This is a genomic window from Brevibacillus brevis NBRC 100599 (assembly GCF_000010165.1).
Lineage (GTDB): Bacteria > Bacillota > Bacilli > Brevibacillales > Brevibacillaceae > Brevibacillus > Brevibacillus brevis_D.
The window spans coordinates 5,958,203-5,984,004 of record NC_012491.1; the positions used below are offsets into that span (position 1 = coordinate 5,958,203).

A 25,802-nucleotide genomic window follows, 5' to 3' on the forward strand; every position below is an offset into this window, starting at 1 on the left:
CCCTAAAGAACATAGCTGTAATCGTACCATGCAATGACCAAAAAAGCAAACAGCTTATACACCCAAATTGTTTGATTTTTTGGTGATGAATCTTGTAAAAATAACAAAGCAGCCCAGAATCAGGCTGCTTGTCTGTTATTCGACTATTTTACCCATTTGTTGTAAAGCTCATCAAACTTTCCTTGCAGTTTCATTTCATCCATCCACAGATCCAAGTAGTTAGCGAAAATCGCATCTCCGCGGTGAATCATGTACGCTTTTTCACTCTTTGTGAACGGGTTGTCGGTCAGAGCAGCGTACAGACGGGAATCTGCTTTGGAATATACAAGCGCTTCCAGCGTATCCGTGATCATCACATCGTATTTACCGCTTGCTACCAGACCAGGAATGTCGAGGTTGTTTTGTTCAACCGTCACAGTTGCTTTTGTCAGGTGCTCACGAACGAATTTTTCGTTGGTTCCGCCTGGATTCACACCAATGCGCACCTCTGGCTTGTTGATGTCTGCTACACTCTTGTACTTGTCTTTGTCTTCTGCACGGATGAGTGGAGCTTTACCGAACATAATATAAGGATCGCTCATATGCGCTTTTTTCTGACGGTCTGTGTTGCGCGTAACGCCTCCGACAGCAATATCGAATTTATTTGCCAACAAATCATCCATCAGTGTCGGCCAAGAGGTTTGGACAAAACGCGCCTCTACTCCCAGGCTTTTTGCGAATTCCTTCATCGCATCGATATCGTAACCTTCGAATTGGTTTGTTTTCGGATTCAAATATGTAAACGGTTTGTAGTCGCCTGGAGTACCTACGAGGATGTAGCCTCTCGCAATGATTTCGTCCAAACGAGACTCAAACTTCTTCACTTGTGGTTTTTTAGCAGCTTCAGCCGCTACAGTTTGGACAGGCTTAACCGCTGTTGCGGCAAAAGCACCTGTTCCTGATGTCATGAGCATAGTTGCAGCGAGTGTGCTCGCCAAGATTGTTTGTGTGATTTTTTTCATCTGGGTTCTCCTCCTGTTAAACGGTAATGAATTTAGTTATAGAAACAAACTCCATCATCCCCTAATGGCATCCCCCCTTTCAAAAAGAGGACTTACAATCAGATGAGCTGCTTCTTATACCGTAAACCTGCCGATTCCTTGCTGTAATTCTTCCGCCACTGCGTTCAAATGCTCGACAGACTTGCCAATTTCTTGGATGGCTTGAAGCTGCTCTTCGGTTGCCCTTGCCACTGTTTGCGCGTCGAGTGAAGCATGCTTTGCAATGGTATGCATTTCGTCTACAGAAGCACTCACCTGTTGGGAGCCTGCTGACATTTGCTCAGATGCTGCGGATACTTCCAAAATGTGCGCGGCAACGTTCCGGGAAGATTCCAAAATATGCTCGAAGATTTCGCGAACCTCTTCGACCAGTTGGATACCTTGCTGTGCGTTTTGGTTACCCTCGGTCATAACCTCTACCGCGTGATGAGTATCCTGCTGGATTTCCCCGATCAGCATTGCAATTTTCGATGCGGATTCCTCGGATTGGTTCGCCAGTTTTTTCACTTCACCAGCAACTACAGCAAACCCACGTCCATGCTCGCCAGCACGTGCTGCCTCAATCGAAGCGTTCAAGGCAAGCAAATTGATTTGCGAGGTCAACTGACTAATCGTATCGAGAATGCCTTCGATTTCTTTGGAGCGATTGTTGAGCTGCTCGATGGCTACAGTCGCCTTCGAAGTTCCCTCCCCAATGCTTCCCATCTGGCGAACTGCCTGCTCTACCACAGCAGTCCCTTGCTCAGCCTGCTCCGTCGCGATCTGGGCAGCCTCAGAAACATGTGCAGACGTCTCCGCGATTTTCACGATGCCTGCTGCCATGTCAGTCATCGACAATGCGATTTCCTGCGAGCTGGATGCCTGCGCCTCTGCTCCCTCAGAAATCTGTTCGATAGACAAGCCGATTTGGTTGATGTTTTCCGTCGCTTGTTTAATGCCTTCGGATACTTCCTGACTAAAACGCTGAACTTGATCAGACGACAGTGATACGTCTTCGATCAAATTTTTCAAGTGTGATACCGTCTGGTTAAAGTCACGGGACAGAACCGCAATCTCGTCTTTTCCGTCAACCGTTACGGTCTCTTTCAAGTTCCCCTGCGCCACTACATTTACTGCGTGATTCAGACGCTCAATTGGTTTCACCATGCGTACAGCCAAGAAATAAACGAGGACAACCCCAAGCCCCAATACGATGAGGGAAATAATCGTCAATCGGACTAACAGTTGATCGACAGGTGCATGCAGCTCCGCTACGGGTGCAGTGATGTATACCCCCCAGTTCAAATTGGTTGGCGCATAGGAAGCAAATCGCTCTGTATTCTCGTATTCGTATTGGGCGATTCCATGATTCCCTTGCTTGATATCTTCAAAAGCAGTCTGAAGTTGAAGAATCCCCATATTGAGAATGGATTCCTTCAGAATGTACTCGCTATTCGGATGATAAATAAATGTTCCTGTTTTGCTTACTAAAAAGGCGTAACCTAATTCGCCGAATTTCTCTTCAGACACCTTTTTTTGGATCTCATTGATTGGAATCGTAGAACCGATGTAACCGTATTGACGGTTGTCCTTCATCAATGGAACGACCAGTGTCACGATGTTATTCCCTGTCCGCTTCGAAACGACTGGCTCAGAGACAACAACCTTCCCTTCCCCTTTGCTGGCTTCCTTAATATGCGGACGATCTGAGATGTCGGTCACTTCACCCTTGAAATTGATCACTTTCTTACCGCTTAAGTCATGCGAAAAGAAGAACGTCTCAAACTCGGGGTTTTTCTTTTGGGCTTCTTGAATGAGTTTCAGGTCTTGTTCGACATTTTGATCTGCCGACATCAACCCTCCTATCGCTCTTACAATCTCAATTTTCTCTTGAAAGAAACCATCGATACGAATCGAGAGATTGCTAGCTGACAGCTCAGCTTCTTTGTCCAGACTGTTTGCCAAAAGGTTGGAAGCACTCCAATAGCTTGCACCGCAAACCGTACCCAAACTTATCACCAACAGCAGGCATAAAACGATAATTAGCTTATTCTTCAAACTATTTTTCATACCGAATCCCTTCTCCCTTCTCTTTTTTCAACAAAAAAAAGACTGCCCACCGACAGCCCATCATGACTACGGTATGGCAACCCGGCTGTCCTAGCTGCGAAAGTCATTTGACCTTCGTCCTTAGACCCGTGGCTTTGCGTCCCTGCCTTTCAGCAAGTTTGCCTTTGTCATTCCTTGTTGTTTTTCAATTAAGTTCACTTTTTTTCAATCTCACCTTTCATTTCCCATAACTTTCCGCCAATAAACCTCAAAATGGAAAAAAAGCTGACAACCTTTTACAGCTGTCAGCTTTTTGTCACACTTTTTGATTAGCTTAATCCAATCACGTGGCCATCCTCGTCTACAAATAACGATTCCGCAGCCGGCTTTTTCGGGAGGCCTGGCATGGTAACCAAGCTTCCGGTCAGTGCCACGATGAAACCAGCTCCTGCTGATATGCGCACTTCGCTCACATGAATCGTGAAGTCTACAGGTGCCCCCAACAGATCAGCGCGATCCGTAAAAGAGTACGGTGTTTTCGCCATGCACACAGGCAGATGGGACATGCCCATTTCTTCTACCTTTTGCATCGTTTTTAATGCCAACGGCGAAAAGACAACTCCTGATCCACGGTATACTTCTTTCACGACAGTCTCAATCTTGTCTTTAATGCTGAGGTCTTCCTCATACAAGAATCGGAAGGACGAAGGCAGCTCTGCTGCTCGAATTACTTTTTCAGCCAGCTCGACACCGCCTGCTCCTCCTTCTGCCCACACTTTAGAGAGCGCTGCTTCGGCTCCAGCCGCTTGGCACAGTGCAATGACAGCATCAATCTCTGCTTGGGTATCTGTCGCAAAATGATTGATGGCCACCACTGCTGGCACACCGAACTTCTGTAAGTTTTCCAGATGTCGCTTGACGTTTTCGAAGCCTTTTTCCAAAGCAGACAAGTTCTCCACTGCCAAGTCAGGTACTTTTACCCCGCCGTTGTATTTCAACGAACGAACCGTAATGACCACGACAGCAGCCGATGGAGTCAGACCTGCTTTTCTGCACTTGATGTCAAAAAACTTCTCGGCCCCCAAATCGGCACCAAATCCAGCCTCTGTTACGACGTAATCTGCCAGCTTCAAAGCCATTTTGGTTCCGATCACACTGCTGCACCCATGTGCGATATTGGCAAAAGGTCCGCCGTGAATGATGACCGGGGTTCCCTCGATTGTCTGTACGAGATTGGGCTTGATGGCTTCCTTCAAGAGAACACACATCGCATCAACCGCGTTGATTTCTTCTGCCCGTACAGGCTGATCATTGAAATCGTAGCCAATAATGATACGGTTCAACCGCTCGCGCAAGTCTGCTAGATTCTCACTCAAGCATAAGATCGCCATGATTTCCGACGCGGTCGTAATCATGAAGCCATCCTCACGTGTCATTCCATTACCCTCACCCAGACCAACCACGATGTTTCGCAGTGCGCGGTCGTTCATGTCCATAGCTCGTTTCCAGACGATTTTCTTTGGATTGAGTCCGCGCGGATTGCCATGGAAAATATGATTGTCGATCATCGCTGCCAACAAGTTATGTGCAGCTGTAATCGCATGAATGTCCCCTGTAAAATGCAGGTTAATTTCATCAGCCGGGAGAATTTGTGCCTGGCCGCTTCCAGTTGCGCCTCCTTTGATCCCCATGCAAGGACCCAAGGACGGCTCGCGAAGTGCTGCCATTGTTTTCTTCCCGAGATGATTTAATGCTTGTGACAGACCAATCGTCGTGAGCGTCTTGCCTGCTCCCGCCGGATTGGGGTTCATCGCTGTAACAAGAATCAGTTTGCCATCAGGGCGATCCTTCACTTGCTCCCATAGTTCATCTGATAGTTTGGCTTTATATTTTCCGTATAGCTCCAAATGCTGTTCTTCGATACCTGCACTTTTGGCAATTTCAACAATAGACTTCATACTTGCCTCCCTGCCACACCAGAATGTAATGCTGTAATGCACCAGTTACCAATCTTCTACATTCTGCATAATCATCCTTTCTCCTCTCCTCTTCGACACATTACTCAAAAGAAAAAGCCCACATTCCGACAAACGTTCAGAATGCAGGCCCTCTGTTATTTCCCGAAAATTTTTCCCGGATTCAAGATGCCGTTCGGGTCCAGCACATGCTTCATGGCTTGCATAACGTCCAGTGCTTCTCCATGTTCCTTGCGCTGGTATTTGATTTTCCCCACTCCCACACCATGTTCGCCTGTGCAGGTTCCTCCCCGACTCAATGCGTACTCCACCAGATGGGCATTTACTTCCTCGGCACGCGCAACTTCTTCGGGGTCATTCAGGTCGATCATTAGGATGGCGTGATAGTTCCCATCCCCGACATGCCCTGCAATCGCTCCATCCAGCCCAGCGCGATCAATGGCTTGCCGGGCGTCCACAACGGCTTCTGCCAGCTCGGAAATCGGCAAGCAAACATCTGTCACCATCAGCTTTTTCCCGGGGGATTTGTGCACAAAGGCATACGCCAGGTTATGACGAGCGTCCCAGAGCTGCGCCCTCGCTTTTGAATCGGTTTCAAAGAGAAACTGTGTGCAGCCATGTCCATCGGCGATGTTCTGCGCGAAGTCGATATCATACGCGAGCCCTTGTTCACTGCCGTGGAACTCGATAAACAGCGTTGGTGCTTCCGGGTAGCTCGTTTCTTTGTACAGATTCACTTGTTGGATGGAACGTTCATCAACCAGTTCGATTCGCGCTACTTGAATACCCGCTCCGAGAATATCTACGACGGTATCGACAGCATCCTGAACAGAAGGGAAGCTGGCACGCGCCGCCGTTGTCGCTTCAGGGATGCCGTAAACACGCAAGGTCAGCTCTGTGAATACACCAAGCGTTCCCTCCGACCCGACAAACAGCCCAGTAAGATGGTAGCCTGAGGAGGACTTGGCTGTCATGCTCCCTGTACGGATGATACGTCCGTCTGCCGTCACCACTTCCAGATCGCGAACCTGATCACGCATCACGCCATAGCGAACAGAAGTCGTTCCACTGGCGTTTGTAGCAGCCATCCCACCCAAAGTCGCGTCCGCGCCAGGATCAACGGAGAAAAACAATCCGTGCTTTTTCAACTCTTTATTGAGCTGGGTGCGTGTCACACCTGGCTGGACTCTCACGAGGAAATCCTTCGGTCGCACCTCCCGCACTTGGTTCATCAAGGAAAAATCCATGCTGATTCCGCCCGCATAAGGTATCGCATGGCCTTCCAGACTGCTTCCCATGCCAAACGGCGTTACCGCAATGCGCTTTTTGTTTGCCAGCTTCATGATTTGGCTGACTTCCTCTGCCGTCTGCGGAAACACGACCACATCGGGAAGATGCGGGGTATGGTACGATTCATCATGGCTGTGATGCTCCAGTATTGTGGGGTTGGTCGATACTCGTTCTTCCCCCAGCAATCCCACTAACGCTTGCTTGTAATCCACGTTGGTTCCCCCTCCGTTACTTGCTCAAGTTAACAAGGAATAAGCTAATTTCAGGTATGTAGGTGAGATTGTTCCACCTGTTGATCCCATTTTTTGAATAATAGGAGAATTCATCTCACTTTACTAGATCCCCCTTCCACCGTCTACATTCATGACCTCGCCCGTGACAATTTTGGATAGATCAGTAGCCAAATAGAGAGCCGCCTGCGCGATATCCTCTGGCTGAATCAACATGCCCAATGGAACACTGCTGATGAAAATATCTTTTTTCCCGGCTTCAACTTCCGCTTCATCTCCATTGATAAACTTACCCAGCATCGGCGTCTCTGCCGGCCCTGGATTGATGACATTGACCCGGATTTGAAAAGGAGCGAGCTCAATCGCCAATGCCTTGCTCAACATGATAGCGGCCCCCTTGGACGCGCAGTACGCATTCAGCCCCGGACGGGCTCTGATCCCGGCAATCGAAGCGATGTTGATGATGCTGCCTTTCCCCTTCTCCTTCATGTGGGGGACCGCATACCTTGTCGTCAAAAAGATCGACTTCGTGTTCACAGACAGGATGCGATCCCATTGCTCCAAGGTCAGCTCCTCAATGGGGGTAAACGCTTGGGGAACACCCGCGCAATTGACCAGGACATCGATCGAGCCGTACGCTTCGAGCGTCTCCTTCACAAGTGCAGCGACACTCGTATCGTCTGCCACATCTGTTTGTACCGCATGACCTTTCCCTTGTGGCAGCTCTTGGGCGACTGATACTGCCGCTTCTTTGTTCAAATCAGCCAGGATGACGTTGGCTCCCTCGTCTGCAAAAAGCTTCGCAATGGCCTTGCCCATTCCTGAGGCAGCCCCTGTTACAATCGCCGTTTTTTCTTGCAAAAGTTGACCGCTCATAGGTTGATCACCACCATTCGCTCTTCCGTCATCTCTTCGACTGCGTAACGCGGACCTTCCTTGCCCAGTCCGCTGTTTTTGATTCCGCCGTATGGCATGACGTCATTGCGGTAGGTCGAAACGTCGTTGATCACCACGCCACCGTACTCCAGCACGCGTGCCGCTTTCATCGCGACGTTTAAATCACGGGTAAAAATCCCTGCCTGTAAGCCGTACTCCGAATCGTTGGCTTGGGTAAAAGCATCTTCAAGGTCACTGTACGGAATGATCGTGACGACGGGTGCGAACACTTCCCGGCAAACCACCTTCATCTCTGGCCTTGTATCCACCAACACAGCCGGATAGAAAAGAGCACCCTCCCGTTTGACAGGCAAAAGCGATCTGGCCCCTTGGCTAATCGCTTCCTGTACCCATTCCTCTGTGCGGCTCGCTTCTTTTTCACTGATCATCGGTCCGACATCCGTCTCCGGGTCCTCCGGGTTCCCTACCTTCAACTGATGGACATGCGAGATATACAAGTCACTGAACGCCTGCATAACCGATTCATGCACGTAAATGCGCTGAACAGCAATGCACGCCTGACCCGCATTGTGAAAGCTGCGGGAGGCTGTTTGGCGGGCTGCTAACTCCAAATCTGCATCGAGATGCACGATATTAGGAGAGTTGTTGCCTAGCTCCAGTGCAACGGGACGCATGCCACTTCGTTCCTTGATGCGGCGACCAACTTCTCCTGACCCGGTAAAGGTGTACATGGCGATGCGTTCTTCGTCCAGCAGCCATTCCCCTACCTGACTGCCTGCCCCTGTCACGATATTGACGTAGCCCTTTGGCATGCCCGCTTCCTCCAGGATCTCCACCAACAGAAAGGTTGCGATAGGCGTGACTGTAGCTGGCTTAACGACCAGCGTATTGCCCGCGGCAAGCGCTGGCGCGATCTTATGTGTACTGAGCAGCAAGGGATAGTTAAACGGCGTAATAGCACCGATTACTCCTTTTGGGACCCGAATGGTAAAGCCCAGACGGTTTTCCGAGCCTTCCGTTGCTTGCAGCGGAATCATTTCCCCGTGAATTTTCTTGGCTTCCTCTGCCGACAAGCGCAGTGTATTGATCGTCCGATCCAGCTCATTCCTCGCGTCCTTGCGCGTTTTTCCCACTTCGCGAATCAAGGATCGCTCCATCTCGTCCCGGCGGTCCTCCATGAGCTCAGAGGCTTTCAGCAAGATTTGGTATCGTTGAAAAGGTGTTAATTTGTCCGCCTTAAACGTCTCCCACGCCGCTTCCACCGCTTCTGTTACATGCTGCTGACAAGCCTTGGCAATACGCGCGATGCACTCACCGGTGTATTTGTGAAGGACGGGGATGTAGCTCTCGGTTCTCACCCATTCTCCACCGATGTACAAATCATACGATCTCGCTTCCATGTCCTCTTCCTCCCTTATATTTATCTCGTTGTTTGATAGATGTGGCGAACGATTTCGTCCCCCAATTCTTTTGTGGTCGCCGTCCCCCCAAGATCAGGAGTAAGCACCTCCCCATCTTGCAGCACGTTTTCGATAGCGTTCATGATGACAGTACTGAGCTCTGGTAGATCGAGATGATCCATCATCATGGCGAGGCTCCATACTTGTGCGATCGGATTGGCGATTCCTTTGCTCGCGATATCCGGCGCAGAGCCGTGAATGGGCTCAAACATGGAGGGATACTTGCGCTCCGGATTGATATTCGCGGAAGGGGCCAAGCCCAACCCACCGACGATTGCCGCCCCGAGATCAGTCAAAATGTCTCCAAACAAGTTGCTCGCGACAACGACATCAAACGTTTCTGGTCGCGTGATGAAATAGGCAGCGAGTGCGTCGATATGATACAGATTGGTCTGGATACCCGGGTATTCCTGACTGACTTCCTTGACGATCTCATCCCAGAACGGCATGGAATGGTTGATGCCATTGGACTTCGTTGCTGCGGTCACGCTCTTTTTCGAACGCTTTTCCGCGAGTGCGTAAGCGTACTTGAGGATGCGCTCAGTGCCATACCGGGTAAATACGTTGTTTTGCACCGCCATTTCGTACGGTGTACCCTGGTGCATCCGCCCGCCCATATTGGAGTACTCACCCTCTGTATTCTCCCGCACCACGACGAAATCGAGATCGGCATGGTCCTTATAGCGAAGAGGACTTTCCAGACCTTTGAGCAGCTTGACCGGACGAAGGTTCACATACTGCTGGAATGCCCTGCGTATAGGCAAAATTAACTCCCACACAGAGACATGGTCAGGAACCTCGGGCGCACCGATTGCACCTAGCAGGATCAAATCATAGTCTTTTAAAATGTGGAGTCCATTCTCCGGCATCATTTTGCCGTGTTGAAGATAATAGCTACAGTTCCAATCCATGACATCACGGGCAAACCGAATGCCGCCGTGACTCTCTTCTATGGCTCCCAACACCTTCAGACCTTCTTCCATGACCTCGGGTCCGATTCCGTCTCCTGGAATTACTGCAATGGAATAGTGTAGCAACGGTCTCCCTCCTAAAAATCTAAATTTTTCGACTTCATACCACACTTTCCACTTGCATGATTAATGCCAAGCTCCGTATCCTGCACCCTGACCGGATAAAAGTCTTCCATCCGTTCCACTCCATGCATCACTCGAATGGTGACATTGCAAGACAACGCAACAAAATGTTGCAACACACATTGCAACATTTGTTCAGGCCAAGCTATATCGTTTCATCCATTATCGGGTACAGCCGAGATACATGCAAAAATGGGTCATAGCCTTACTTTTATTTCCAAATGATGATTTTATCGAATTCTCCTGCCATGCCACAAACTGCATTAGAAAGATGACAATTGCTGTAAGCTTGCGACCCAAAATTACTCGTATCTCGGCTGTCCCCCTAGATGTGCTACAGCTTTCCTTTGATGGAAAAGAAACAGCAACCATTTATAAATCCGGTTGCTGTTGTATCTCTCATTTTGGTTACTCAACATAACTATGTACAACATTGTGCTACTTTCAATTCATCACTTCTTCTTATCCATAAAGATCCGTCTTCTTTGATCATATAATCAATTTTATTACTCTTTAAAGCTTCTATCTGCTCTGAAGATGGTCCATCAGAAATTCTATAGTATTCGTTTCCAGTCCCCACATATAAAAATCCAAATACTAGCACCACAACTATTGCTGTTGCAGTCAAAGACACGGTTAATTTATTCTTCATAAATATCACCTTCTTTCAAAAAGGAGAATCAGGAATGATTATTCCTGATTCTCTTTTTTCTTACGTAATAGGTGGAAGATCTTGATCTACATAATCCTCTTCTTTACCTGTAAATCTTTCTAGTGTCCAGGTACTCTCTTTTTTAATGTTCGGTTTATTAATTTTTTTAAGCTTTCCGCTTTTGTATAACTCATCAATCGCAATTTTAACGTCAGAACGACTGCTATCACTGTCTATCCCCTCTTGTGCTGCTTTGTATCGTCCTTCTTCATTATTGTGCATATCCATTTTATATGTTAAAGATTTTTTGTTTTGATAGGAAGCACCATCTTCGTGTGCACTCGTCCACTTTTCTGCCCAACTATCATTCACTGCCCATACTATCCACATATTCCATAGTGCATGTCGAAAAGCATCTGATTCTTCATCAGTATCATTTCTACCGAAAGCTAGTTCTGTATAATTCCATGCCCCTTTCCCTGCCATAAGAGCTTTAAATCCTTTTGACGGCGATTGATCATACAACGCCTGCTCTTTTGGATTCAGTGTAACTACTCCATCAGCATAATCATAGAAATCATCCCAATCACCATCAGAGCTTGGAGCCAGGTTCTTTATATTTTTGTTATCCTTGTTGTATATTTCGCACAGTTCCAAAAAATGTTCATTAATTTCATCTTCAGTCGCTTTTGGGTGATCCTTTTCATATTGAGTCAACTCTTCTAAAATTTTTTCTGAAAATCTAAAGTCAACTTTCTCATAAGATTTTTCGTATTTCTTTTTCTCCTCGGCAATACTTTCAGCTATTTTCTCTGTACTTTTAGCAGATGCTGGCGTCAAGACTGACACTGGAGCAACTAATAATGAGAACACGACAAAAGGCACTAGTACTCTTTTAAATTTCTTCATAGCTTCTCTATCCCTCTTTTCATGTTTCTACATCTTTACGCTTCTGACTATAATGGGCATTGCCCGTTGTGAAAACTCCCTCCTCCTTAATGGTTTATCCAAATTGTAACATGGTTTCTAAAAATTACCTTACTTCCCTTTTACAGAAAATATAGAAAAACTGGAAAAATTATTTTTTCGATAGAATTACGTGTTATAGTATTATCCATAAATAGGAAATTGCATTGGGGGTTAATAGCTGTGGTTGTGGCGGAAATGAGATCGTCGTTTGGCTGCGTTTTGAAAAGGTATCGAGAGGAGGCGGGGCTGACTTTAGCGGAGTTATCTATAAAAACAGACATATCCTCTGGCACGATCAGTAAGATCGAAACAGACTCTCTCACTTTGCCAAAATGCGGAATGTAATTCGATTAGCTGAAACGCTAGATATATCTTTGTACGAGGCGGTTATGCCATATTTAGATAAGATTAAAAGGACTAAAACGTTTGAATTATTGCTGGAAACGGCGATTAATCAGGGGAATGCCGTTCTTACGCAAAAAATCGCATCTAAGCTATTAGAATGCCCTAAGAGCAACACGTTTCTTTCGTTAGATTATCTTTATCAATTGGCGGGAAACACGGAAAATATAGAATTTCGATTTTTAATATATGGTGTGATTTCTCAGTATTCGCGCGAACATGGTATTCCTGTATTTTTAGCCAGGTCGTTATATCAGAAATATCTTATTCAACGTGATAGCTTTAAAAAATTGGACGAGTCGTATATAGAAGGTATGGAGTTATTGCACTATATTTCGTATCTACACGTGGATGAAAGGGTTATGACTTACTATAAGTTGGGTTCGCATGCGTTATTTCGAAGATGTCATGAAGAGTGCATTCATCTATGTAAGAAAGGTATTAATGAAGATCATAAGCGAGATGAGCTGACAGCAAAAGCGTACCTAGCTATTATCATCGCTTACATTGAGTTAAGGGACTATATTCTTGCTAAAGTATATTTGGATGCGTATGAACAATTAGATTGTTTAAATGTACAGAAAGAATCTCAATATCTTCGAGCTATACTATACGCAAAGACTACGGATGATATTGAAAAGGCAGTACCATTATTATTAGATTGCTTGCACATGCGCCCGCAAAACGAAAAGTTACCAGTGGTAAATGATCTGCTGGATATTTATATAAGATTAGGTGATGAGTTGGGGGTCGTAGATATTTTTGAGTCAGAATCTTCATTTTTGCCGACTAACGTTGGTACACCGAACCAATGTACTCATCTAGGTTTATATTTTCGCGCAAAAGGGAATTTTTACATTGAAAAAGGTGATTTAGATATGGGGTGTGCCAGTTTATTAGAAAGTGCTATGTATTATAAGAAAATGATGAAATTGGAAGAAGCGATTAAAAGCATTGGGTATATATTTGAGTACTATACAGATAAAAAGGAAAATTTACCTTTCAGCATACTCCAAAAAATGGAAATATTGTATACTGTACATAATACCTAAACCCGCAAGGGGGTGATACTCGTGAAAAAGTTGATGATGTCTTTATGTATTTTATCCGCGTTATTGGTCGTACCAGTTGGGGTAGATACGTTAAGTAAAGAACCTCCGATTGCAAAACACTATCCTGACCCATGGTAAGCCTATTTGCTCCCGACTCCGGTCGGATTTTTTTGTGTTCAAAGGGGTAGCGCCAACAGTTTGACCGATTTATACGCTTAGCATTAGCGGACATGTATTTTCGTCGTTCCTGATGACCTTAGCGGACGTAACTTGCCGTTTTCTGGCATGCTGATGACCGATAATGATGTTTAGCGGTCATTCGCTTAGAGTAATAGAAATCGGCTTTTTATACGGCTTAACGTCTTTAGCGTATATTTCCGTTAAAATGTTGGCGGTCGCCCTCAAAAAACATGCTTTTTGAAATTGCTCCAAATAGATGCAATCACCATTTTTTGTAAGTGTGTGACCCAGAATTACTCGTATCTCGGATGTACCCCATTATGACTCTTCCTGATTAATCGGTGCTCCAATCTGGTATTCTTCTATTTTGCGGTACAAGGTATTTCGTCCAATTTCCAGCATTTTGGCCGCTTTACTGACATTACCGCCACTTTTCTCGAGCGCCTTTTTGATTGCTATTCTCTCTGTTTCACGCAAGGAAGGAATAGCATGATCCGAAGACTCAGGCGGATCGGCTTCCATCAATCCCTCCAGCTGGATGTGATCGCAATCAATGATGTCCCCCTCTGCCAAAAACACCGCTTGAATCAGAACACCTTGCAGTTCCCGGATATTGCCCGGCCACGAATAAGCACGCAGCTTATCCTTTGCCTCCGTGGTTAGTATGTACGGTTGTTCTGTGTCGATCTGCTGCAATAGATGCTCCGCCACCTGGATGATATCACTGCGCTTTTTCAACGACGGCAAATGTATGGAGACTCCTTTGAGCCGGTAGTAGAGGTCAGCCCGAAAACGTCCCGCCTTGATCTCCTCTGACAGGTTTCGATGCGTAGCGGCTATGATCCGCGCATAAATTGGGCGGGATTGATTGCTCCCCACCGGGGTGACGACCTTTTCCTGCAAAACGCGCAAAAGTGCCGCTTGCGCACGCAAAGACATATCCCCGATCTCATCCAAAAAGATCGTGCCTTTTTTCGCCGCTTCAAACTTTCCGATTCTTCCTTCCCGATGTGCTCCCGTGAATGATCCACTTTCATATCCAAACAATTCGCTCTCGATTAAATTTTCTGGAATCGAACTGCAATTCACTGCGATAAAGGGCTCATGCGCACGCGGCCCTGTCTCATGGACCATTTGAGCGAACAGCTCTTTTCCCGTACCGCTCTCCCCCAAAATGATCACAGGAAAATCTACCTGCGCCGCCTTTTGTCCGAGCATCTTTGCCTGCAAGAAGAGTGGGCATGAACCAGCTAGACGCGGAAACGGCTTCAGCTGTACGTTGGGTGCCGCAGACCAAAAACGCGGGCGATGATCTTTCACATGACGGCCAGCACGTTCTTGCTCCGCACTTACTCTTGTTCCCAAGGCTTCCTTTCCGAGCTGCTGTTGCGAGGCCTCATTTAGGCCCACGATACGCTCGTCCCGATCCAAGCCGACGAGCGCCAGCTTCCCTCGACCATCTCCTGGGCGGGATAGAGTTGGTAAGGCAATCACGCGCTCCGCATCTGTTAACAAAAAGCGATTTTGCAGAGCCTCTGCGATCATGCAAGCAATGGTTAGGGCAAACGGATGGGAATATTCTTTACGCGTACTAATGTCAATGATGCCTAACAGCTCACCCGCAGGTGAAAAAATAGGTGCCGCTGAGCATGTAAGAAAGCGATTTTCCAAGAAGTAGTGTTGCTCTCCCTGTACCTGAATCGGCTGCTGTGCAATCAGCGCTGTCCCAATCGCATTGGTTCCTTTGTAGTTTTCTGTCCAGTTCGCTCCAATTTGCAGCTGTACTTTTTGTGCCTGGTTGGCAAAGACCGGGTCCCCGATCGTTTGAATAATATTGCCTTCCCGGTCAGACAAGAGTGCGATGTGCTCTGTCGATAACAAAAAGGGAGCAAGCTTGTTAAAAAGCGGGAGACTCTCACGAATCAGAGGGTGATTATCCTGAATGATTTCTTTGATTCGTCGGGCAGAAATGATTTGATCATTGGTCTTCTCCGTAGCCTTGAGGTTCGATTCCTGACAGCGCTTCCAAGATTGCTGAACAATCGTCGACAACACGATTCCCTCCCCCAAAAATCATTCCCCCTCAGTATAACATGAGAGTCTTTGCTATAGAAAAAACCAGTCGAACCACGAGCACATTTGCCGTCTGGTTGCTAGCCGTCATCGGTCATTTTCCGACAGTATCCACCCTTTTGTCCCAATACGGAACATGGCATGATCCATTATGGAACAATTTCTACCTTGATCCACGCAGGAAAACGCTGTCATTTCGAGCTTTTTCACGTTGGTACGAGACTTGCTTTTAGAGAGGGCTGTAAAGAAATATGTGATAAATGAGGAGGCGCTCGCAATGATCTATGCTCAGCCCGGTCAAGCCGGTTCTAAGGTGACTTTCAAAAATCGTTATGAAAACTACATCGGGGGTAATTGGGTTCCGCCAGTAAAAGGTGAGTATTTCGAAAACGTATCACCTGTAACAGGCAAGGTCTTTTGCGAGGTAGCCCGCTCGACAGCCGAAGATATTGAGCTGGCACTGGACGCTGCCCATGAGGCAAAAGACGCGTGGGGTCGTACCTCTGTTGCACAGCGCGCAAATATGTTGTTAAAAATCGCGGATCGGATGGAAGCAAATCTGGAGATGCTGGCAAACGCAGAGACGTGGGAAAATGGCAAGCCCGTTCGTGAAACACTCGCTGCCGACATCCCGCTGGCAATTGACCATTTCCGCTACTTCGCCGGAGCGATCCGCGCGCAAGAAAGTACACTCGCCGAAATCGATAACGATACGGTCGCTTATCATTTCCATGAGCCACTCGGTGTCGTTGGTCAAATTATTCCCTGGAACTTCCCGCTCCTCATGGCTACATGGAAGCTGGCTCCAGCCTTGGCTGCGGGCAACTGCGTCGTCCTCAAGCCAGCGGAGCAAACACCTGCATCCATCTTGGTGCTGATGGAGCTGATCGGCGACCTGCTCCCTCCTGGCGTCGTCAACGTCGTGAACGGCTTTGGTCTGGAAGCGGGTAAACCGCTCGCTTCAAGCAACCGCATCGCGAAAATCGCTTTTACAGGTGAAACGACGACAGGGCGCTTGATCATGCAATACGCTTCCCAAAATATCATTCCGGTGACGCTGGAGCTGGGCGGAAAATCGCCAAACATCTTCTTCTCGGATGTAGCTGCAAATGACGATGCCTTCTTTAACAAAGCCATTGAAGGATTCGTACTGTTTGCGCTCAACCAAGGCGAGGTTTGCACATGCCCATCCCGCGCGCTCATTCACGAAAGCATTTACGACCAATTCATGGAGCGTGCCCTGCAACGCGTAGCCAATATCAAGCAAGGAAATCCGCTCGATACAGATACAATGATCGGCGCACAGGCTTCCTTGGAGCAGGTAGAAAAAATCCTCTCCTACCTGGATATCGGCAAACAAGAAGGAGCCGAATGCCTGATTGGAGGCGCTCGTGCACAGCTTGCAGGTGAACTCGAGGGCGGCTACTACATCCAGCCAACTGTCTTTAAAGGCCACAACAAGATGCGTATCTTCCAAGAGGAAATCTTCGGTCCAGTCGTCTCCGTAACGACCTTCAAGGATACAGAAGAAGCGCTCGCTATGGCAAATGATACGCTGTATGGCTTGGGTGCTGGTGTATGGACACGCGACACGAACACAGCCTACCGCATGGGCCGCGAAATCCAGGCTGGTCGCGTATGGACCAACTGCTACCATGCTTATCCGGCTCACGCAGCGTTTGGCGGCTATAAAATGTCCGGTATCGGCCGCGAGACACACAAAATGATGCTGTCTCACTATCAACAAACGAAAAACCTGCTGGTCAGCTACAGCGATCAAGCTCTGGGCTTCTTTTGATCAATGAGCCAGCCAGAAAAAGTGCTCGCGACAGATGCTGCACTGGCACTAATTGAACGGCTTCGCGCCAAACACGGTGACCTGATGTTTCACCAGTCAGGGGGCTGCTGCGATGGCAGCTCCCCTATGTGTTACCCGCTCGGTGAATTTCTCGTGGGTGAGCAGGACGTTCTTTTAGGCGAGATCGGTGGCTGCCCGTTCTACATGGGCAAAGCTCAGTATGAGTATTGGAAGCATACGCAGCTCATCATTGACGTCGTGAATGGGCGTGGCGGAATGTTTTCGCTGGAAGGATCTGAGGGAGTACGCTTCCTCACACGTTCACGGGTATTTCCAGACATGGAACCAGAATAAAAGGAAGACCGCTCCTGCCTTTTTACTGGCTGGAACGGTCTTTTTTGCTTGGATAGCTATCTCGATTTTTTGCGAGAGGTACGATTTGCAGGAGCAGAGCTTGTCCTTTTGCCTGGTTTTGCATTCGGACGGGCGGAACTGCGTTGTGCAGATACTGGCTTCTTGCTAGAGCCGCTAGACTTGCGATCAAAACCGCTTGCTGCACGGTTTCCTTCCTTCGGCTTATGTCCAGTACCGCCTGCTGCTCGGTTACCATCCTTTGGCTTGCGATCGAAGCCACCTGCTGCTCGGTTACCATCCTTTGGCTTGCGATCAAAGCCACCTATTGTTGCTCGGTTACCGTTCTTTGGTTTGTACTCAAAGCCACCTGTTGTTGCTCGGCTTCCGTCCTTTGGCTTGCGCTCGAACCCGCCTGCTGTATGGTCTCTGCCCTTTGCCTTGCCCTCAAAGCGACCCTCTACACGTTCACGTTTCCCTGAATTACGCTCAGAACCTCCACCTTTTGCTTGGCGTCGTCCATCTCCATCACGACGCCCCCTAGAACCTTGCTCCCTTCCCTCAGCTGACTTTCCTTTCCCTCTTCCCTGCTTATCCCCTTGCCGATCTGCTTTCTCGGCTCGCTCCCTCTCAGGCTTTTGCTTTTTCTGATCGCCCGGTTCCCCGCGATCCATTTCACGCCGCTCCAGAGACAGATTGATCCCTTGTTCAATCTCTCTTAGCTGTCCCCAATCCTTCGCCGTTACCAAGGTAAAAGCGGTCCCTTTTTCCTTGGCTCGCCCCGTTCTGCCAATCCGGTGTATATAGCTGTCCACATCTTCCGGGATATCATAATTGAAAACGTGCGTGACTCCCTCGACATCAAGCCCACGCGCTGCCACATCCGTTGCGACCAAGTACTGAATCCTAGCCTCGCGGAATCGCTTCATAACATCCTCGCGCTTCGCCTGTGACAAATCGCCGTGTAGCTCGTCAGACATATAATCGAGACCTTGCAGCTCCGCATTTAACTTACTGGCTCTGCGCTTTGTTCGGCAAAAGATCACGGCCAGAAACGGCCGTTGTTCATCCAGCAGACTGCACAGCGTAGCTTGCTTCGCACGATCCGTGGTCTCCACTGCAATTTGGCGAATATCATCTAACGTAATTCGCTTGCCCTGCACTTTGATGTTTTCCGGCTTTTGCATAAAGCGCTTCGCAAGTGCTTGCACCTGCTCTGACATGGTGGCCGAAAACAGCAAGGTTTGTTTTTCAAAAGGCGTGTTTGCCATAATATCTTCTACCTCAGGCAAAAAACCCATATGAAGCATTTGGTCCGCCTCATCTAGGACAAACATCGAAACCTGCGATAAATCGATCGTCCCTCTTCGCAGATGATCCAGCAAACGACCCGGTGTCGCGATGACCACATGTATTTTTCCTTTCAGCTTTCTCAGTTGCTGATTGACATCTTGTCCCCCATAAACTGCGAGTACTTGAATGTCTTCCAGCTTTTCCGTCAGCTTCTTTACCTCTGCCGTAATTTGCAAGGCAAGCTCCCGCGTAGGAGTAAGAATCAACGCCTGAACATGCGTCGCTTGTGGATCCGCGTTTTCCAAGATCGGCAGGACAAATGCGAGTGTCTTCCCGGTTCCCGTCTGTGCTTGCGCGATTACATCTTTTCCTTCCAGCACAACAGGAATTGCTTTTTCCTGAATCGGTGTAGGCTCGGTAATCCCGTTTGCTTGCAGAGCATCTATCAGTTCCTTATGTATTCCCAATCTCAAAAAATCAGCCAGTTTCGCCATCTCCATTCATAAATCAAATCCGTTATTATTTCGTACATACTGCCATGCCGATAAAGTACCGTACGCCATCGCGAGGTGTTTTTTCAAAGGTAACGCCTCTCTGATAGTACATATCCACGTCAGAATAGCGTACAAACAGCTCCGCGAACTCTTCCGCCGTCAGCTGATGAACATGGAAGGGCTCACTCGTCTGCATACCCCGCCCTCTGCCAAATGGACTGGACAGCACGAGCGTACCACCTGGTTTCAGCATCCGATACAAGTTATCCATAAACAGCAAATCGTCTGCGACATGCTCAATGGTCTCAAAGCTCAAAATCGTATCAAACAACCCCAATTGCTCCGGAAGCGCTGGATCAAGCGCGTCACCCTGCTGATACGTAATCTTTTGATGGTTGTATTCCCGATTGGCATAAAAGATCGTCGCCTCATCGTTGTCGACACCGATCAGTTCTGTCAGCTCTCGTTTTCGATCCTTTGCGATCATATGACATCCGTAGCCGGTACCGCAAGCGATATCCAGTACTCGACCTTTTACATAAGGTGCGGCAAAATAATATCTGGCTATATGCTCCAGCAGCATGCCATTCGTAGGTTTTAACAGCTTGGGGATGATTCTCTCCCCTGTCCATTCCAGCAAAGCCATCACCAATTTTCTCTTATTCTTCCTCACATCTTACCTTATTTATCGGCTTGATCCTATCAGCTAGCATTTCCTGAACGGGGTTTATTAAGAAATTTGTAAGACATTTCATTACTGTTTTGTTAGAGCTGGGCGTTAAGATAGTACCATGAATGCATTCATAAGGTGGGACGAATCATGACCAAATATCAAGTCCTCGTAGTCGACGACGAGGAAGAAATCCGCGACGCAATCGAAATCTATCTCAAAAATGAATCCATGACCGTATTCAAGGCTAGTAATGGACAGGAAGCGCTGGACGTACTGGAACGCGAAGATATCCAGCTCATCCTGATGGACATCATGATGCCAAAAATGGACGGAATGACCGCCACCTTTCAAATTCGCCAGAAAAAAAACATCCCGATCATCATGCTGTCTGCCAAGTCAGAGGATACCGATAAAATTCTCGGGCTAAACATCGGTGCCGATGACTATGTGACGAAGCCTTTTAATCCCTTGGAGCTCATCGCCAGGGTCAAATCTCAGTTAAGACGTTTTACCAATCTGGGAAGCGCTCAAATAACAGAGGATGAGATTCAGGTGCGCGGCTTGACCTTGAACAAGAGTACAAAAAATGTAGCAATTGACGGCAACGAGGTCAGGCTGACGGCTACCGAATACAAGATCCTGGAGCTGTTGATGGAAAACAAGGGCCGCGTTTTTTCTATAGAGGAAATTTATGAACGGGTCTGGAGAGAGCCTTATATGAACGCGGAAAACACGGTGGCTGTCCACGTGAGACGCATTCGGGAAAAAATAGAGATCAACCCGAAGGAACCTAAATATTTGAAGGTGGTATGGGGAATTGGATACAAAATCGAAAAATAAACGCTTTGCGGTGCCCGTGCTCGTTGTTATGATCGTGAGTATTTCGCTTGCTCTCCTAACGATGGCCGATCTGTACCATAAGCGCGAGAATCTCCAAGAGAATAATTATTTTCAAAGCTCAGGCTTCAATCGTGAATTAGAGACATTTGCCGAGCTGGTGAAAAAGGTTCATGTAGATTATACAGGCTACACTCCAGGAAAGCTCGACGAGAAGACAGCGAACCAGCTAAAAAAAGAGCATGAGGAAACCCTCCGATCGATTAAGGAAGATAACCAGTTCTTAGATCGGATAAAACAAGCAAAAAGTGAGGGGGACAACGAGAAAGTCGCCCAATTAACCGAAGAATATTCACAAAGCATGCAAGAAGACATCGCGAAAGCAACGTTGCATTATCAGGAGCAGGTGAACAACAGAATCGCCGAAAAAGATGCCGAGTACGAGGAACAAAAAAACAGCCTCACCTTGCGAAGCGGCTCCTTCAAATACTATGTCACCGATAAAAAGAACAACAAAGTTTACACCAATCTCGCGCAAGAACCTACAGAATGGGAACTGGCCCGATATGCGCGCTATACAATTAACCTCCCTAATACGATCGGGGATTTGGAAAGCATCAATCGCACTTATCAACTGAATCAACTTAGTGGTATCTTTTATGTCCCAAAAGACCCAGACGGATATAGTCAGATCCATACAGATGCCCTTTACTATGATTCCATTCGGGATCGACTGATTGGCGAGTTAGTCCTGCTCGGGGGCACTCTGCTCATCCTCGCACTCTGCTACTGGTATTTGCCAGTTAGCAAAACGTTAGAAGTACCGATAGTAGTGAAAAGCCTGGCACTGGTCCGCTTTATCCCGTTGGATATTCGGATGGTACTGTCGTTCATACTTGGCATCACGTATCTCATTATGATCGCGAACATGCGCTTTTTCTTCTTGCCAATTGATGGGGAGCATTTCTTCACCCTTGCGTTCGTTTCGTTGTTTACTGCTTACCTGCTTCTACAATTTATGGAGGCATGGCTTATGTACAACCAACCTGAGAGATTTACGCAGCAGTGGCAAAAGAGTATTTTCGCCAGACAACGTGTCCTTCTTCAAGAAAGCTATGCCAATCGCGGCATGTTCTTTAAAGTATCCACGTTGTTCATCCTGACTGTCATGTTCGGAATGAGTATCGGTTTCGGATTCGTCGCCTTAATCGAAAGTTCTGGTGGCTTACTGATTCTCAGCTTTTTGTATGGCATGTTTTACATGACCGTGGTTTTCCCATACGCGCTTAGACGCTTGGGACTGATGAACCGCATCATGCGAGGTGCCTCCGAAATGGCTGGAGGTAATCTGAACACTACGATCCAAAAGGTAAAAAAAGGGAAGTTATCTGATCTCGCGCACTCTCTCAACAACATCACAATGGGACTCAAGCACGCGATGGAAGAGCAGATGAAAAGCGAGCGCATGAAATCCGAATTGATCACCAATGTTTCTCATGATTTAAAAACACCGCTGACGTCGATTATCAACTACGTTACCCTGCTCAAGCAGGAAGATTTGACTTCTGAGGAACGCAAGAGCTACGTCGATGTCTTGGATCGAAAAGCAGATCGACTGCGCGTCCTCATCGATGACCTGTTTGACGCAGCCAAAATGTCCAGCGGCGCGGTTGAGCTGAATATCGAGCAAGTGAATGTAGCGTCCCTGCTCAACCAATCCATCGCTGAATTCAGTGACAAAATCGACCAATCGACGCTCACTTTCCGCGTAACGACGGAACAGCCGAAGATCGTCGCTCCTCTGGATGGCAAGAAAACATGGCGTGTATTCGAGAATCTGATCGGCAACGCCCTGAAGTATTCCATGCCAAACACGCGCGTCCTGATTCATTTGGCAGAGACAGAGGACGAGGTTATCCTGACGTTCAAAAATGTCTCCGCCTACGAAATCGACTTTGATGCACAGGAACTGTTTGAACGGTTCAAGCGGGCTGACCAATCCCGTCATACCGAAGGCTCTGGCCTCGGCTTGGCTATCGCAAAAAGCATCGTAGAGCTGCAAGGCGGCAGGCTGTCTATCGATATTGATGGCGATTACTTCAAAGTCACGGTCGTATTCCGCAAGCACGTGTAAGGATCAAATAGGAAAGCCAGTGCCCGATCGTCAGGCACTGGCTTTATTACGTGGTTTTATCTCTGTTAGATGGCAAAGTTCCTTTCAAATAGGGCCGCAATACTGGCAGCCACTTCTTGCTCATCGGCCCCCTCCACCTCAAACATAATTTCATCTCCGGTCTTTGCCCCCAGAGCCATTACGCTGAGGATGCTTTTGCCATTAGCCTGCTTGTCATTGTAGATCATCTTGACTGACGAGCTGTATTGATTGAGCAGATTCACCAAGACAGAAGCAGGGCGAGCATGGAGACCTCCACTCACGGCTACTTCCAGATTCATTCGGATCAATTTCACGCCTCCCTTCCTGTCCTTGTACATGCAATCCTCTCACAAGAAAAACTTCTCGATGACTTCTGCCACCCCATGCCGATCATTCGTTTCCGTGACATGCCGAGCCAGCTGTTTCAGGTCATCAGGAGCATTGCCCATCGCCACACCCATTCCGGCGAATTGGAGCATCTCTGCATCATTGTAGTTGTCTCCTACAGCAACGATCTCGTCTGGCTGAATCGCAAGCCTCTCACTCACTACCGCAAGACCACTTGCTTTGGAGATGCCCACAGGCAATATTTCCAAATTATTCGCACCTGATGCCGTCACGCGAATCCCCGAAAGCTCGGCTTTCTCAAGCTCTTGTCTTGCTTCCAACAGACGCTTCTCGTCTCCCGTGACGAATATTTTCGGAGCACACACCTCATGTTTTCGAACGTATCCGGCTATCAACCGCGAAGCCTGGATTTTGAGCGGGTATTGATTTTTCCAGAGCTGGCGCAGTGTCCAGGCATTTAACAGCGGAAACAAATCCGTCAACTTCCAGGTGCGATTCGTGACAGCATAAGCCTCATGCAGCAACATGACATCCAGGCCATGCGATACGAGTATATCTGTAATCCTCGCCGCTATCTCATGCGGAATACGCTGTACATACAGCACCTGATCCGTCTTGGGATCTGCGACGTATGCGCCATCATGGGAAACAAGCGGTGCGCTGATCCGGAACTGCTGCGCCAACGATTTGGCCGATGGGTATGCCCTGCCGGTTGCCAGTGTGACGTGGACTCCTTGCTGCACTAACTGGGTAATGGCCCGCTCTGTTACTTTGGATAAGGTGTGGTTCGACATCAAAATCGTTCCGTCCACATCCAAGGCGAGGAGTTTGTATTTCACACGAGTTCCATCCTTATGTGACAGGCTTGAAAAACTGGGGCAGATGCTCCTTGTGCGCCTCCAGCATTTCATCGAGTATTTTTTTGGCGATCACATCAGACGGCACCAGCGGGTTAATATTCATCGCCAATAGCGCCGTATGGTAATTACCCGTTACAGCTGCCTCAGCTGCCACTCGCTCAAACGATTTGATTTGCTGTACGAGTCCGCGCACAGGAACAGGCAAGTCACCAACAGCCAAAGGAATCGGCCCTTCTCTTGTAATCACGCAGTTCACTTCGACTGCCGAATCATCCGGAATGCTGGCAATCGCCCCATTGTTGCGAACATTTACCGTCTGGATATCGCGCTTGTCGTTGTAAATGGAGTAAATCAGATTGCAAGCAGCCTCACTGTAATAGGCCCCGCCACGTTTCTCCAACTGCGGAGGCTTGATATCCAAGTCTGGATCTTCGTAGAGCGCAAATAGCTCCGCTTCCACCTGCTTGACCACTTCAGCCCGCGTACCCTTCTGCTCCGCTTCTTCCAGCTCATGCTCAAGCATCGTGCGCGTCTGGTAGTAATAACGATGATACGGGCACGGGAGAATCCCCAATGCTTTGATGAAATCCTTATCCCAACCAAGGTCCAAAATGTTTTGCATCGTAATGCCCGATTGGTCGCCCGTTATTTTATCCATTACCTGGGAAATGACATTTTCCCCATCCAGGTACACACCCAGTCCGAAGATCATATGATTCAAACCGGCAAAGTCAATATGAACCCGTGATTGCTCGACGCCTAAAACAGAGGCAACACCCATTTTCATCCCGATGGGAACATTGCATAGTCCAATGACCTTTTTGCGGTTGGTATACCGCAGCACTGCCTCTGTGACCATTCCAGCCGGATTCGTGAAGTTAATCAGCCAAGCATCTGGACATAGCTCTTCCATGTCACGACAAATGTCCATAATGACCGGAATGGTACGCAGGCCTTTGAACAAGCCTCCAGGTCCATTCGTTTCCTGACCGATCACTCCGTATTTCAAAGGAATCCGCTCATCCTTGATTCGCGCATCCAATAGACCCACGCGCATTTGTGTCGTAACAAAATCTGCGCCCGCAAGTGCTTTTCGCCGATCCTGCGTCAAATGGATCTCGATAGGCACCCCTGCCTTCTCTACCATCCTTTTTGCCAAGGCACCTACTGTTTGCAGCTTTTTCTCGCCCTCTGGAATATCAACCAGCCACAGCTCTCGCACGGGCAATTCATCGTAGCGCCTGATGAAGCCCTCCACCAGCTCAGGTGTATAGCTAGACCCTCCACCGATCGTTACAATTTTGATTCCGCTCATACTCCTGCCTCCTTGCCTACATGGATTTGGCTGTACAGCTCTACAAACTCCGTTGCCAAATCCTTGACTGTAATTGCGTTCATCAAATGATCCTGGGCGTGAATCAAGAGCATGCTGATCTCAGTCTTTTCGCCCGCAATCTCCTTCTGGATAAGTGCCGTTTGATTTTGGTGTGCAAGACCGAGCTCTTCTCCCGCACGCTTCAACGCATCCTCTGCGCCTGGCAAGTCTCTATTTTTAGCCAGAGCGATCGCTTCCATTGCCAGACTCCGTGCGTTTCCTCCGTGAAGTATTAGTTGAAAAATAACGTCTGTATGGTCCAAATCTATCTCCAC

22 protein-coding genes and 1 riboswitch are annotated in these 25,802 nt (G+C 47.9%); of the genes, 6 read left to right on the top strand and 16 right to left on the bottom strand.

Annotation, left to right across the window (positions count from 1 at the left end):
• Window positions 1–143: 143 nt before the first annotated feature.
• The 9 genes from BBR47_RS28195 to BBR47_RS28235 form a co-directional block, all read right to left on the bottom strand.
• Entirely contained in the window at window positions 144–1,001 is an 858-nt protein-coding gene (locus BBR47_RS28195) for a transporter substrate-binding domain-containing protein (RefSeq protein WP_015893806.1), read from the bottom strand.
• A 114-nt stretch (window positions 1,002–1,115) separates the two neighbouring features.
• Complete coding sequence (locus BBR47_RS28200; protein ID WP_015893807.1) at window positions 1,116–3,089, bottom strand: methyl-accepting chemotaxis protein; 1,974 nt, start codon at window positions 3,087–3,089, stop codon at window positions 1,116–1,118.
• A 72-nt stretch (window positions 3,090–3,161) separates the two neighbouring features.
• Window positions 3,162–3,262: riboswitch (cyclic di-GMP riboswitch) on the bottom strand.
• A gap of 135 nt (window positions 3,263–3,397) precedes the next feature.
• The gene (locus BBR47_RS28205; protein WP_041749714.1) at window positions 3,398–5,026 is read right to left on the bottom strand and encodes a formate--tetrahydrofolate ligase; all 1,629 of its coding nucleotides are present in this window, start codon (window positions 5,024–5,026) and stop codon (window positions 3,398–3,400) included.
• A gap of 155 nt (window positions 5,027–5,181) precedes the next feature.
• Window positions 5,182–6,546, bottom strand: a complete 1,365-nt coding sequence (locus tag BBR47_RS28210; protein ID WP_015893809.1) for an FAD-binding oxidoreductase — start codon at window positions 6,544–6,546, stop codon at window positions 5,182–5,184.
• A 123-nt stretch (window positions 6,547–6,669) separates the two neighbouring features.
• Window positions 6,670–7,440 carry an SDR family oxidoreductase gene (locus BBR47_RS28215; protein WP_015893810.1) on the bottom strand — a complete coding sequence of 257 codons (771 nt, stop codon included), beginning with the start codon at window positions 7,438–7,440 and terminating at the stop codon, window positions 6,670–6,672.
• Entirely contained in the window at window positions 7,437–8,861 is a 1,425-nt protein-coding gene (locus tag BBR47_RS28220) for an aldehyde dehydrogenase family protein (protein WP_015893811.1), read from the bottom strand. Before BBR47_RS28220 ends, BBR47_RS28215 begins: the two co-directional genes overlap by 4 nt.
• Window positions 8,862–8,881: 20 nt before the next feature.
• Window positions 8,882–9,958 (bottom strand): tartrate dehydrogenase, encoded by a 1,077-nt coding sequence (locus tag BBR47_RS28225; protein ID WP_041749715.1) that lies wholly within the window; start codon window positions 9,956–9,958, stop codon window positions 8,882–8,884.
• A 478-nt stretch (window positions 9,959–10,436) separates the two neighbouring features.
• Complete coding sequence (locus BBR47_RS28230) at window positions 10,437–10,667, bottom strand: hypothetical protein (protein WP_041749716.1); 231 nt, start codon at window positions 10,665–10,667, stop codon at window positions 10,437–10,439.
• Window positions 10,668–10,727: 60 nt separating this feature from the next.
• Window positions 10,728–11,576 carry a DUF6973 domain-containing protein gene (locus BBR47_RS28235; protein WP_015893813.1) on the bottom strand — a complete coding sequence of 283 codons (849 nt, stop codon included), beginning with the start codon at window positions 11,574–11,576 and terminating at the stop codon, window positions 10,728–10,730.
• A 255-nt stretch (window positions 11,577–11,831) separates the two neighbouring features.
• Between BBR47_RS28235 and BBR47_RS31710 the strand changes: the two genes are divergently transcribed.
• Together BBR47_RS31710 and BBR47_RS28240 are read left to right on the top strand one after the other, a co-directional pair.
• Complete coding sequence (locus BBR47_RS31710) at window positions 11,832–11,981, top strand: helix-turn-helix domain-containing protein (RefSeq protein WP_231850635.1); 150 nt, start codon at window positions 11,832–11,834, stop codon at window positions 11,979–11,981.
• 44 nt (window positions 11,982–12,025) lie between these two features.
• Window positions 12,026–13,090 (top strand): hypothetical protein, encoded by a 1,065-nt coding sequence (locus BBR47_RS28240; protein WP_015893815.1) that lies wholly within the window; start codon window positions 12,026–12,028, stop codon window positions 13,088–13,090.
• A gap of 498 nt (window positions 13,091–13,588) precedes the next feature.
• Here the strand turns inward: BBR47_RS28240 and BBR47_RS28245 are convergent, their stop codons facing one another.
• On the bottom strand, window positions 13,589–15,322 hold the full coding sequence (locus BBR47_RS28245; RefSeq protein ID WP_015893816.1) for a sigma-54-dependent Fis family transcriptional regulator: 1,734 nt from the start codon (window positions 15,320–15,322) through the stop codon (window positions 13,589–13,591).
• A gap of 298 nt (window positions 15,323–15,620) precedes the next feature.
• Here BBR47_RS28245 and adh point away from each other — a divergent pair, with 298 nt between their 5' ends.
• Both adh and BBR47_RS28255 read left to right on the top strand, forming a co-directional pair.
• Window positions 15,621–17,141 (top strand): aldehyde dehydrogenase, encoded by a 1,521-nt coding sequence (gene adh, locus BBR47_RS28250; RefSeq protein WP_015893818.1) that lies wholly within the window; start codon window positions 15,621–15,623, stop codon window positions 17,139–17,141.
• Window positions 17,142–17,144: 3 nt separating this feature from the next.
• Window positions 17,145–17,495 (top strand): DUF779 domain-containing protein, encoded by a 351-nt coding sequence (locus BBR47_RS28255; protein ID WP_015893819.1) that lies wholly within the window; start codon window positions 17,145–17,147, stop codon window positions 17,493–17,495.
• A 56-nt stretch (window positions 17,496–17,551) separates the two neighbouring features.
• On the opposite strand, the gene BBR47_RS28260 is transcribed toward BBR47_RS28255, so the two are convergent.
• The gene (locus BBR47_RS28260; RefSeq protein WP_041749717.1) at window positions 17,552–19,285 is read right to left on the bottom strand and encodes a DEAD/DEAH box helicase; all 1,734 of its coding nucleotides are present in this window, start codon (window positions 19,283–19,285) and stop codon (window positions 17,552–17,554) included.
• Between the two features lie 19 nt (window positions 19,286–19,304).
• The gene (locus BBR47_RS28265; protein ID WP_173362212.1) at window positions 19,305–19,925 is read right to left on the bottom strand and encodes a class I SAM-dependent methyltransferase; all 621 of its coding nucleotides are present in this window, start codon (window positions 19,923–19,925) and stop codon (window positions 19,305–19,307) included.
• A gap of 174 nt (window positions 19,926–20,099) precedes the next feature.
• Between BBR47_RS28265 and BBR47_RS28270 the strand changes: the two genes are divergently transcribed.
• Window positions 20,100–20,792: a response regulator transcription factor gene (locus tag BBR47_RS28270; RefSeq protein WP_015893822.1), complete on the top strand. Its 693-nt coding sequence runs from the start codon at window positions 20,100–20,102 to the stop codon at window positions 20,790–20,792.
• Window positions 20,770–22,923 carry a sensor histidine kinase gene (locus BBR47_RS28275; RefSeq protein WP_015893823.1) on the top strand — a complete coding sequence of 718 codons (2,154 nt, stop codon included), beginning with the start codon at window positions 20,770–20,772 and terminating at the stop codon, window positions 22,921–22,923. The genes BBR47_RS28270 and BBR47_RS28275 overlap by 23 nt, the downstream gene beginning before the upstream one ends.
• A gap of 65 nt (window positions 22,924–22,988) precedes the next feature.
• Here BBR47_RS28275 and BBR47_RS28280 read toward each other — a convergent pair whose 3' ends face one another.
• Genes BBR47_RS28280 through BBR47_RS28295 form a run of 4 tightly spaced genes read right to left on the bottom strand, consistent with a single transcriptional unit; the run spans window position 22,989 to window position 25,790 of the window.
• Window positions 22,989–23,252 carry an HPr family phosphocarrier protein gene (locus BBR47_RS28280; RefSeq protein WP_015893824.1) on the bottom strand — a complete coding sequence of 88 codons (264 nt, stop codon included), beginning with the start codon at window positions 23,250–23,252 and terminating at the stop codon, window positions 22,989–22,991.
• 39 nt (window positions 23,253–23,291) lie between these two features.
• Complete coding sequence (locus tag BBR47_RS28285) at window positions 23,292–24,131, bottom strand: Cof-type HAD-IIB family hydrolase (protein WP_015893825.1); 840 nt, start codon at window positions 24,129–24,131, stop codon at window positions 23,292–23,294.
• 13 nt (window positions 24,132–24,144) lie between these two features.
• Window positions 24,145–25,467 (bottom strand): 6-phospho-beta-glucosidase, encoded by a 1,323-nt coding sequence (locus tag BBR47_RS28290; protein ID WP_015893826.1) that lies wholly within the window; start codon window positions 25,465–25,467, stop codon window positions 24,145–24,147.
• Window positions 25,464–25,790, bottom strand: coding sequence for a PTS lactose/cellobiose transporter subunit IIA (locus BBR47_RS28295; protein WP_015893827.1), 327 nt, complete (start codon window positions 25,788–25,790; stop codon window positions 25,464–25,466). The genes BBR47_RS28290 and BBR47_RS28295 overlap by 4 nt, the downstream gene beginning before the upstream one ends.
• Between the last annotated feature and the right edge of the window lie 12 nt (window positions 25,791–25,802).

Bases quoted from the DNA above. Each gene is read 5' to 3' on its own strand.
- BBR47_RS28235 (WP_015893813.1), bottom strand. From the start codon at position 11,576: ATGAAGAAATTTAAAAGAGTACTAGTGCCTTTTGTCGTGTTCTCATTA.
- BBR47_RS28220 (WP_015893811.1), bottom strand. From the start codon at position 8,861: ATGGAAGCGAGATCGTATGATTTGTACATCGGTGGAGAATGGGTGAGA.
- BBR47_RS28255 (WP_015893819.1), top strand. From the start codon at position 17,145: ATGAGCCAGCCAGAAAAAGTGCTCGCGACAGATGCTGCACTGGCACTA.
- BBR47_RS28240 (WP_015893815.1), top strand. From the start codon at position 12,026: ATGCCATATTTAGATAAGATTAAAAGGACTAAAACGTTTGAATTATTG.
- BBR47_RS28260 (WP_041749717.1), bottom strand. From the start codon at position 19,285: ATGGAGATGGCGAAACTGGCTGATTTTTTGAGATTGGGAATACATAAG.
- BBR47_RS28195 (WP_015893806.1), bottom strand. From the start codon at position 1,001: ATGAAAAAAATCACACAAACAATCTTGGCGAGCACACTCGCTGCAACT.
- BBR47_RS28265 (WP_173362212.1), bottom strand. From the start codon at position 19,925: ATGGCTTTGCTGGAATGGACAGGGGAGAGAATCATCCCCAAGCTGTTA.
- BBR47_RS28215 (WP_015893810.1), bottom strand. From the start codon at position 7,440: ATGAGCGGTCAACTTTTGCAAGAAAAAACGGCGATTGTAACAGGGGCT.
- BBR47_RS28290 (WP_015893826.1), bottom strand. From the start codon at position 25,467: ATGAGCGGAATCAAAATTGTAACGATCGGTGGAGGGTCTAGCTATACA.
- BBR47_RS28270 (WP_015893822.1), top strand. From the start codon at position 20,100: ATGACCAAATATCAAGTCCTCGTAGTCGACGACGAGGAAGAAATCCGC.
- BBR47_RS31710 (WP_231850635.1), top strand. From the start codon at position 11,832: ATGAGATCGTCGTTTGGCTGCGTTTTGAAAAGGTATCGAGAGGAGGCG.
- BBR47_RS28230 (WP_041749716.1), bottom strand. From the start codon at position 10,667: ATGAAGAATAAATTAACCGTGTCTTTGACTGCAACAGCAATAGTTGTG.
- BBR47_RS28200 (WP_015893807.1), bottom strand. From the start codon at position 3,089: ATGAAAAATAGTTTGAAGAATAAGCTAATTATCGTTTTATGCCTGCTG.
- adh (WP_015893818.1), top strand. From the start codon at position 15,621: ATGATCTATGCTCAGCCCGGTCAAGCCGGTTCTAAGGTGACTTTCAAA.
- BBR47_RS28205 (WP_041749714.1), bottom strand. From the start codon at position 5,026: ATGAAGTCTATTGTTGAAATTGCCAAAAGTGCAGGTATCGAAGAACAG.